The organism is Massilia cavernae, from assembly GCF_003590855.1.
In the GTDB taxonomy this organism is placed as follows: Bacteria; Pseudomonadota; Gammaproteobacteria; order Burkholderiales; family Burkholderiaceae_D; genus Telluria_A; species Telluria_A cavernae.
The window spans coordinates 44,664-52,743 of sequence record NZ_QYUP01000020.1 but is presented as its reverse complement, the minus strand read 5'-3'; the positions used below and the strand labels follow the sequence as shown (position 1 = coordinate 52,743).

Annotated in this window: 7 protein-coding genes; 2 read left to right on the top strand and 5 right to left on the bottom strand. The window is 64.2% G+C overall.

The window, feature by feature from the left end:
* Positions 1-209: 209 nt before the first annotated feature.
* Positions 210-629 carry an acyl-CoA thioesterase gene (locus tag D3872_RS02515; protein ID WP_119809318.1) on the bottom strand — a complete coding sequence of 140 codons (420 nt, stop codon included), beginning with the start codon at positions 627-629 and terminating at the stop codon, positions 210-212.
* Positions 626-1,402 carry an SDR family oxidoreductase gene (locus D3872_RS02510; RefSeq protein ID WP_119809317.1) on the bottom strand — a complete coding sequence of 259 codons (777 nt, stop codon included), beginning with the start codon at positions 1,400-1,402 and terminating at the stop codon, positions 626-628. Before D3872_RS02510 ends, D3872_RS02515 begins: the two co-directional genes overlap by 4 nt.
* Before the next feature lie 162 nt (positions 1,403-1,564).
* Between D3872_RS02510 and D3872_RS02505 the strand changes: the two genes are divergently transcribed.
* Positions 1,565-3,241: an electron transfer flavoprotein-ubiquinone oxidoreductase gene (locus D3872_RS02505; protein WP_182915652.1), complete on the top strand. Its 1,677-nt coding sequence runs from the start codon at positions 1,565-1,567 to the stop codon at positions 3,239-3,241.
* A 5-nt stretch (positions 3,242-3,246) separates the two neighbouring features.
* Entirely contained in the window at positions 3,247-4,194 is a 948-nt protein-coding gene (locus tag D3872_RS02500; RefSeq protein ID WP_119809315.1) for an alpha/beta hydrolase, read from the top strand.
* Positions 4,195-4,216: 22 nt separating this feature from the next.
* On the opposite strand, the gene D3872_RS02495 is transcribed toward D3872_RS02500, so the two are convergent.
* The 3 genes from D3872_RS02495 to D3872_RS02485 all read right to left on the bottom strand — a co-directional run bounded on the left by D3872_RS02495 (position 4,217) and on the right by D3872_RS02485 (position 8,030).
* Positions 4,217-6,346, bottom strand: coding sequence for a putative bifunctional diguanylate cyclase/phosphodiesterase (locus D3872_RS02495; RefSeq protein ID WP_119809326.1), 2,130 nt, complete (start codon positions 6,344-6,346; stop codon positions 4,217-4,219).
* 234 nt (positions 6,347-6,580) lie between these two features.
* Positions 6,581-7,234: an amino acid ABC transporter permease gene (locus tag D3872_RS02490; RefSeq protein WP_182915651.1), complete on the bottom strand. Its 654-nt coding sequence runs from the start codon at positions 7,232-7,234 to the stop codon at positions 6,581-6,583.
* Positions 7,235-7,238: 4 nt separating this feature from the next.
* A complete protein-coding gene (locus D3872_RS02485; protein WP_119809324.1) occupies positions 7,239-8,030 on the bottom strand; it encodes a transporter substrate-binding domain-containing protein in 792 nt (263 codons plus the stop codon).
* Positions 8,031-8,080 lie beyond the last annotated feature (50 nt).

Genomic DNA, 8,080 nt, shown 5'->3' with positions numbered 1-8,080 from the left:
CACCAGCGGCACCATCAAGATTGCTGCGGTCACGAGCAGGATCTGGATCAGGCGTTTGGTAATTGGCGGCCGCACCTGGTTGCCGCCATTGCCGGTCATGGTTTTCATGGCCTCGTCCTTTCGGTTGGCAAGCCCCATTTGTCCTGATTCTAGCGCACTGCCCGCGCTTTTTGTTATTCGATCAGCCACAAAAATACGATGCTGGCCGCTTATTCCGGCTCCGGCAACAGCTGCCGCAAGGCATCCGGCAACGGCGCCGATTTCTCGGCCGGGAAGTTCACCCAAACGACCTTGGCGCCGCCATCGGCATGCAGCGCGCCGGCCACGCCGTCGGCGCCGACCAGCCGTATCTCATGATACATCTCGAAGCTGGAGCGTCCCGCCGGGCCGACCAGCGTGGCCACCTCGATCTCGCCCGGATACTTCAGCTGCTTGAGGAACGAGCAGTGCGCATTGACGATGACCGGCCCCTCGCCTTCCGGGTTCGGCGCGCTGGAAATGGATTCCAGCCACGCGATCCGCGCCTGTTCGATATACCTGAAGTACACCGTGTTGTTAACATGGCCCATGGCATCCATGTCGCCCCAGCGGATCGGCATCCGCGTCGTGTGCACCAGCTTCCTGGTCATTGGGCGGTCATGCCGTCGTCGGCGGTGATGATGGCGCCGTTGATGAAGTGCGACTCCTCGGCCGCCAGCAACAGCAGCAGGCCGTCGAGGTCTTCCGGCTTGCCGGGACGCTTGCGCGGCAGCATGTCGATCAGCTTCTTGCCCTGCTCGGTCGCGAAATATTCCTCGTTGATCTCGGTCGAGATGTAGCCGGGGCAGATGGCATTGACGTTGATGCCGTACTTGCCCCACTCCACCGCCATCGCCTTGGTCATCTGCACCACGCCGGCCTTGCTCATGCAGTACACGCCGATCTGCGGCATCACGCGCAGTCCTGCCACCGACGCGATATTGATGATGCGGTGCTGCTTGCGCGGGTCGCCCTTGGCGCGCTGGATCATGCGCTTGGCCGCCTGCTGCGCAACGAAGAACGATCCGCGCAGGTTGGTGTCCATCACATAGGAATAGTCTTCGGGAGTCACGTCGAGCAGGCGCTGGGTGGTCGACACGCCGGAGTTATTGACCAGGATATCAATCGGTCCCGCTTCGGTTTCAGCATGCGCCAGCGCCGACTTGATGCTGCCAAGGTCGGTCACGTCAAGCGTCACCACGTGGGCCGCGCCGCCATCGGCTTCGATTTCGGCGCGCAGCTCCTTGAGGCGGTCGACCCGGCGCGAGGCCAGCACGACCTGCGCGCCGGCACCGGCCAGGGCCTTGGCAAAACGGGCGCCAAGGCCGCTCGAAGCGCCCGTAATCAGCGCGATCTTTCCTTCAAAGTTAACTTCGATGCCCACGTCGGCTCCCTGTGCAATGTGCTGGTGAATGCGTAATCATTACATAAAATACAGGGATTAGATTACTGCATCCAATAAACCCCGTAAAATGCGGCCAACCTTGCAATCAAATCAAAAAAGCCGCACACTCGTGCTAATTTTTTTAAATTCCTTTACCAAACCATGACAGAGCCTATCAACCTTCTCGAACAATACGGCCCGCGCGAAGCAATGGAATACGACGTTGTGATCGTCGGCGGCGGTCCCGCAGGCTTGTCTGCGGCTATCAAACTGAAGCAAATGGCGGCCGAAAAAGGCCAGGAAGTGAACGTCTGCGTACTTGAAAAAGGCGGCGAACTGGGCGCGCACATCCTGTCGGGCGCGGTAATGGACCCGCGTGCGCTGACCGAGCTGATCCCGAACTGGAAGGAACTGGGCGCGCCGCTGAACACGGAAGTGACCGAAGACCGCATCCTGTTCCTGACCGAGAAGAAGGCCTACCGCACGCCAGGCTTCATGGTCCCTGCCTGCTTTGAAAACCACGGCAACTACGTCATCTCGCTGGGTAACGTGGTGCGCTGGCTCGGCCAGCAGGCCGAAGCGCTGGGCGTCGAGATCTTCCCGGGCTTCCCTGCCGCCGAAATCCTGTACAACGACGACGGCTCGGTCAGGGGCGTCGCCACCGGCAACATGGGCGTCGACCACAACGGCAATCCGAAGGCCGACTTCCAGCTGGGCATGGAACTGCACGCCAAGTACACGCTGTTCGCGGAAGGCTCGCGCGGCCACCTGGGCAAGCAGCTGATCGCCAATTACAAGCTGGACGAGGGCAAGGACCCGCAGTCGTACAGCATCGGCATCAAGGAACTGTGGGAAATCGATCCGGCCAAGCACAAGCCTGGCCTCGTGATCCACACCACCGGCTGGCCGCTCAAGTCGGACACCTACGGCGGCTCCTTCCTGTACCACATGGAGAACAACCAGGTGGTGGTCGGCTACGTCATCGGCCTGTCCTACGAAAACCCCTACCTGTCGCCATACGAGGAATTCCAGCGCTACAAAACGCACCCGGAAATCCGCACCTTCTTCGAGGGCGCCAAGCGCATCTCGTACGGCGCGCGCGCGATCACCGCGGGCGGCTTGCAGGCGCTGCCGAAGCTGGTGTTCCCGGGCGGTGCGCTGATCGGCTGCGACGCCGGCTTCCTGAACATGAGCCGCATCAAGGGCAGCCACGCCGCGATCAAGAGCGGCATGCTGGCGGCGGAATCGGTATTCGCCGCATTGGGCGAGAACCGCCAGTTCGACGAGCTGGCCACCTATCCTGCCGCCTTCGAAAAATCGTGGCTGCACGAAGAACTGCATGTCGCGCGCAACGTCAAGCCGTGGCTGTCCAAGGGCCTGTACCTGGGTTCCGTCATGACCGGCATCGACCAGATGCTCCTGCGCGGCAAGGCGCCGTGGACGCTGCACCGCAACTACGGCGACCACCAGTGCCTGAAACCGGCGGCGAACTATGCGCCGATCGCTTACCCGAAACCGGACAACAAGCTGACCTTCGACCGCCTGTCGTCGGTGTTCATCTCGAACACCAACCACGCGGAAGACCAGCCGGTGCACCTGACGCTGAAAGACGCTTCTGTCCCGGTCGGGATCAACCTGGCCCAGTACGCCGGTCCGGAGGCACGCTACTGTCCTGCGGGGGTGTACGAGTTCGTCAAGACTGACGAGGGCAAGGACCGCCTGCAGATCAACGCGCAGAACTGCGTGCACTGCAAGACCTGCGACATCAAGGACCCGACCCAGAACATCGTCTGGGTGACGCCGGAAGGCGGCGGCGGCCCGAACTACCCGAACATGTAAGCGGGATGGCAGCCTTGTTTTCGCTGCGCCGGACCGTCCCGGCGCTGGTCCTTGGCGCGTGCGCTGTTACCGCGCACGCTTCGGATGACGCCTTCCGCGCCGCCGTGGTCATCGATCACGGCTACGACGTACACGCCGGCCAGACTTATGCCAGCGTGAGCGGGCGTGAGCTGAAGCTGGACGTGTACACCCCGGCCGCCAAGCCTGTTGACGCGATTCCGGTCGTGATCAACATCCATGGCGGCGGCTGGGTGTTCGGTTCGCGCGAAGGCGCGTCGCTGACGGCCCTTCCCTACATGCAGATTGGCTTCGCGGTCGTGAACATCGAGTACCGCCTCGCGAAGACGGCGCTGGCGCCTGCCGCGGTGGAAGATGCGCTGTGCGCGCTCCAGTGGGTGGGCCGCAACGCCAAGCGCTACAACTTCGACCTAGGCAAGGTGGTCGTCACCGGCACGTCGGCCGGCGGCCACCTGGCGCTGGCGACCGGGATGATCAAGGGCGATTCGCCGTTCACCAACCAGTGCGCGGCGAACGAACCTGCGTGGGCGGGGCCTTACGTGAACGTGGCGCCGAAGGTGGCGGCGGTGATCAACTGGTACGGGATCACCGATGTGGCCGACATGCTGCAGGGACCGAATGTGCGCTCGTACGCGGTGCAGTGGTTTGGCAGCATGGCGGACCGGATGGCAGTGGCGGCGCAGGTGTCGCCGCTGTCGCACGTGCGCAAGGATGGTCCGCCGGTGCTGACCATTCATGGCGATGCGGATCCGCTGGTGCCGTATGCGCATGCCACGCGCTTGCATGCGGCGTTGAACAAGGCGGGGGTGAAGAACCAGCTGGTGACCATCAAGGGCGGTGGCCACGGTGGATTCACGCTCGAGCAGCATATCGATGCTTACGAGGCCACGCGCGCGTTCCTCGGCAGCCTGGGCATCGTCCCAGCCGCCAAATAAGTTTGCCCTAAAGCCGCGCAGGCTAGGCCAGCGCCTTTCGCGACTCCCTGGCCATCTCCTCGAACTCCCCGGCCGGCAGGGGATGCGCGAACACATACCCCTGCGCGTAATCGCACCCCGCCTCCGCCAGCAGCTGCCGCTGTCCCGGCGTCTCCACGCCCTCGGCCACCACCTTCAGCCCCAGCTTGTGCGCCATCGCGATGATCGCCTCGCACAGCGCCAGGTCGCCGTCATCGGTCTCCAGCTGCGACACGAACGACTGGTCGATCTTCACATAATCGATATCGAACTTCTTCAGGTGCGACAGCGATGAATACCCGGTGCCGAAATCGTCCAGCGCAACCTGCAGCCCCATCGCGCGGTATTGCTGAAGGCGCGCCAGCACCTGCTCGGCGCCCTGCATCAGCACACTCTCGGTAATCTCGATCACGATGCTCTGGCGCGGCAGGCCCAGCTGCTCCAGGTAAGTCAGCCAGCCGTCGTACATGTCGGCGTCGCGGCGGAACTGCACCGGCGACTTGTTGACGTTGACCTGGAACGAGGGATCGATGCTCGCCTGCCACGCATGCGCCTGGCGCGCGGCCTCGCGGAACACCCAGTCGCCGATGTCGACAATCATCCCGTTCGACTCCGCGAACGGGATGAACTCCGCCGGCCCGAGCAAGCCGCGGGTCGGATGGTGCCAGCGCAGCAGCGCCTCGGCCTTGTGGACCGCGCCGGTATGCAATGACACGATGGGCTGGTACAGGATCTCGAACTGCCCGGCGGTGATGGCGCGGCGCAGGTCCGCCCCCATGTTCTGGCGTGCCTGCGCGGCCTCCTGCAAGTCGGGCGTGAAGTAGCTGAAGCGGTTGCGGCCGCCGTTCTTGGAGGCGTACATGGCCTGGTCGGCGCGCGCCAGCAGTTCGTCCAGGTCCTTCGCATCGGGCGGATACAGCGCGATGCCGACGCTGGCCGAAATGAGTACGCGCTGCCCGCGCAGGTCGAACGGCTTGGACAGCGCCGCGATGATGGACTGCGCGATGCGCTCCACGCTGCTCACATGGTCAAGCCCGGACAGGATGACCGTGAACTCGTCCCCGCCCATCCGCGCCAGCGTGTCCGATGAACGCACGCAGGCGCCGATGCGGCGCGTCGTTTCCACCAGCAGCGCGTCGCCGGCGGCGTGGCCTTGCTGGTCGTTGACTTCCTTGAAGTGGTCGAGGTCGATGAACAGCAAAGCCAGGAAGGCGGCGCTGCGGTCGGCCTTGCGGGTCTCCTGGCGCAGCCTGTCCATGAACATGTGGCGGTTCGGCAGGCCGGTCAGGTAGTCGAAGTTCGCCTGCTGCCAGATTTGTTCGGTCGAGGCCTTGCGGTCGGTGATATCGGTGACCATCGCCAGCGCGCCGAGGTAGTTGCCGGCGGCGTCTAAAATCGGGCTGGTCGACATCGTGGTCCAGACCTCGCGCGCTTCCCGGCTGATGAACTTGAACTCGTGGCGCTCCGCGATGCCCTGCTGCCTGCGCCCGATGTTCCGTTCGAGGAGGGCGCGGCCTTCCTGGTCCATGAAGGCGACCAGCGGCCGGTCCAGCATTTCCTCGATGTCGTAGCCCAGCATGGCGGCCATTTTCGGGTTGACGAAGGTGGTGATCGAGGCGGCGTCGATCTCCCAGATGCCTTCCTCGGCGCTGTGCACGATGCGGCGGAAGCGTTCCTCGCTGCGTTCGAGCGCGGCCAGCTTGCCCTCGGCCCGTTCCACCACCACGCGGCAGGCCTGGCCGCTGCCGTCGGCGCTGGCCAGCAGCGTCACTTGCAGCGGCGGGCGGGTACCGACCTGCAACAGGAGCCGGCATTGCAGCGGCGTTTCACTATTGAGCGCGCGGCTGAAGAAGCTGTCGAAATCGGGCAGGTACGCCGGGCTGATGAAGGAGCGCAGCTGATGCCGCTGGGGCGTGGCGCGCGGGATGCCGAGCATTTCGGCGCCCACCAGGTTGGCCTGCAGGATGCCGTGGTCCAGGCCGACCACGAAGTAGCCGACCGGCGCCAGCAGGTACAGGTCGTTGTAGTAGGCCTGCTCCTCCTCATGGCGCAGACGGTCGACGGTGACGCCGCTGACATCGGTTACCGGTTCGGCGGCGAGCGGGTACAGTGGGTTGGGATCGGCGAAAAGCATGCCGTCGCGGGACGCATAAGGAGCGGCAGCAAAGGAGCGGCCGGCTATGCGGACCTGCGGCCGTCCGCGCGGAGCGCGCGTTGCGTCGGAAACCAGGGACACCGGATCATGATCGTTTTCCATCTCACCTCGCAAGTGGAACGTCAAACCGTGTTGCTCGAAAAGCTAGACTAGCATGCGCAAACAGATTCTGTCGAGCATGCCTCATTGATCCAGGCTTATTGGTTTACCTTGCTAGTGTGCCCGGTTCAGGCGGCGCTCGGCGCGCCGCTGGAGTGCTTCGAATGCAAGGCTGAGGCACCAGTAGATCAGCGCCGCCGCTATGTACAACGGCAAGGGCTGGAAGGTGGTGGCGATGACTTCCTTGGTGGCCAGCATCAGTTCCGTCATCGTGATGACCGACACCAGCGAGGTGTCCTTGATCAGGCTGATCAGGGTATTGCTCATCGACGGCACTGCCACCCGCAGCGCCTGCGGCATCACGACGTGGTGCAGGGTCTGCCAGTAGCCCAGCCCGAGGCTGAAGCTGGCGCGCCACTGGCCCACGCTGATGCTCTGGATGGCGCCGCGCAGGCTTTCGGACAGGTAGGCGCCGGCATTGAGCGACAGCGCCAGCACGCCCGCCGTCACCGGCGTGAATTCGATGCTGATGCTCGGCAAGCCGTAGTAGATGACGAAGATCTGCACCAGCAGCGGCGTGCCGCGCATGATGCTGACGTACAGGGAGGCCGGCCAGCGCACCAGCGCCAGCTTCGACAGGCGCATCACGGCGACCGGAAAGCCGATCGCCAGCCCGCCGACCATCGAGGCCATCGCGAAGATCAGGGTGTAGCCGGCGCCGGTCAGCATCACCGGCGCGGCTTCGCGCAGCAGTTCGAACAGGTCCACCGGCTTATTTGGCAGGACGGCTGACGTCGCTGCCGAACCACTTGACCGATATCTTCTTGAGGCTGCCGTCGGCGGCGCCGTCCGCCAGCGCCTTGTTGACCGCGGCCTTGAACTGCGGGTTGCCCTTCTTGAAGGGGATGCCCATGCGTTCGACCTGGCCGACGCGTGCGCCGGCCTTGATCGGCAGCTTCGAGTTGTTCAGCAGGTAGGCGACCATCAGGCTGTCGTTGAGCGCCGCGTCGATGCGGCCGACCGCCAGGTCCTGCAGGTTCTCGGGCGCGGCCGGGTAGCTCTTGACCTCGATGCCCGGCACCGCCTTGGCCTGCTGCTCGAACACGCTACCCTGCCCCACGCCCAGTTTCTTGCCCTTCAGGTCGGCCAGGCTGGCGTAGGCGGCCTTCTCGTTCTTGCGGATGATCAGTTGCGGGCTGGAATAGGTGTAAGGCTCGGAAAAATCGAACACTTCCTGGCGCTTCGGCGTCATGCCGACCTGGCTGACGATCACGTCGTACTTGCCGGCGCCCAGCCCGGCCAGGATGGCGCTCCACTCGGTGGTGACGAATTCCGGCTTCAGGCCGAGCTTGCCCGCCACCAGTGTCGCCACGTCGACGTCGTAGCCTGCCAGCTGGCCGGTCTTCGGGTCCTTGAAATTGAATGGCGGGTAAGTGCCCTCCATCGCGATCCGCAGCGTGCCGCGTGCCTTTGCCGTGGCCAGCAGGTCGGCCGCCGCGGCGGGCAGCGCCAGCGACATGGCGATCAGGGCGGCGGGAAGGAGCAAGGCGCGGCGGCGGGTCATGGTCATGCGGTTCACCAATCAAAACGGGTTGAATCTGGCTTTATAACCCA

Excerpts from the sequence above, each read along its gene's own strand:
- D3872_RS02515 (WP_119809318.1), bottom strand. The coding sequence starts at position 629 with ATGACCAGGAAGCTGGTGCACACGACGCGGATGCCGATCCGCTGGGGC.
- D3872_RS02505 (WP_182915652.1), top strand. The coding sequence starts at position 1,565 with ATGACAGAGCCTATCAACCTTCTCGAACAATACGGCCCGCGCGAAGCA.
- D3872_RS02500 (WP_119809315.1), top strand. The coding sequence starts at position 3,247 with ATGGCAGCCTTGTTTTCGCTGCGCCGGACCGTCCCGGCGCTGGTCCTT.
- D3872_RS02495 (WP_119809326.1), bottom strand. The coding sequence starts at position 6,346 with ATGCTTTTCGCCGATCCCAACCCACTGTACCCGCTCGCCGCCGAACCG.
- D3872_RS02485 (WP_119809324.1), bottom strand. The coding sequence starts at position 8,030 with ATGACCCGCCGCCGCGCCTTGCTCCTTCCCGCCGCCCTGATCGCCATG.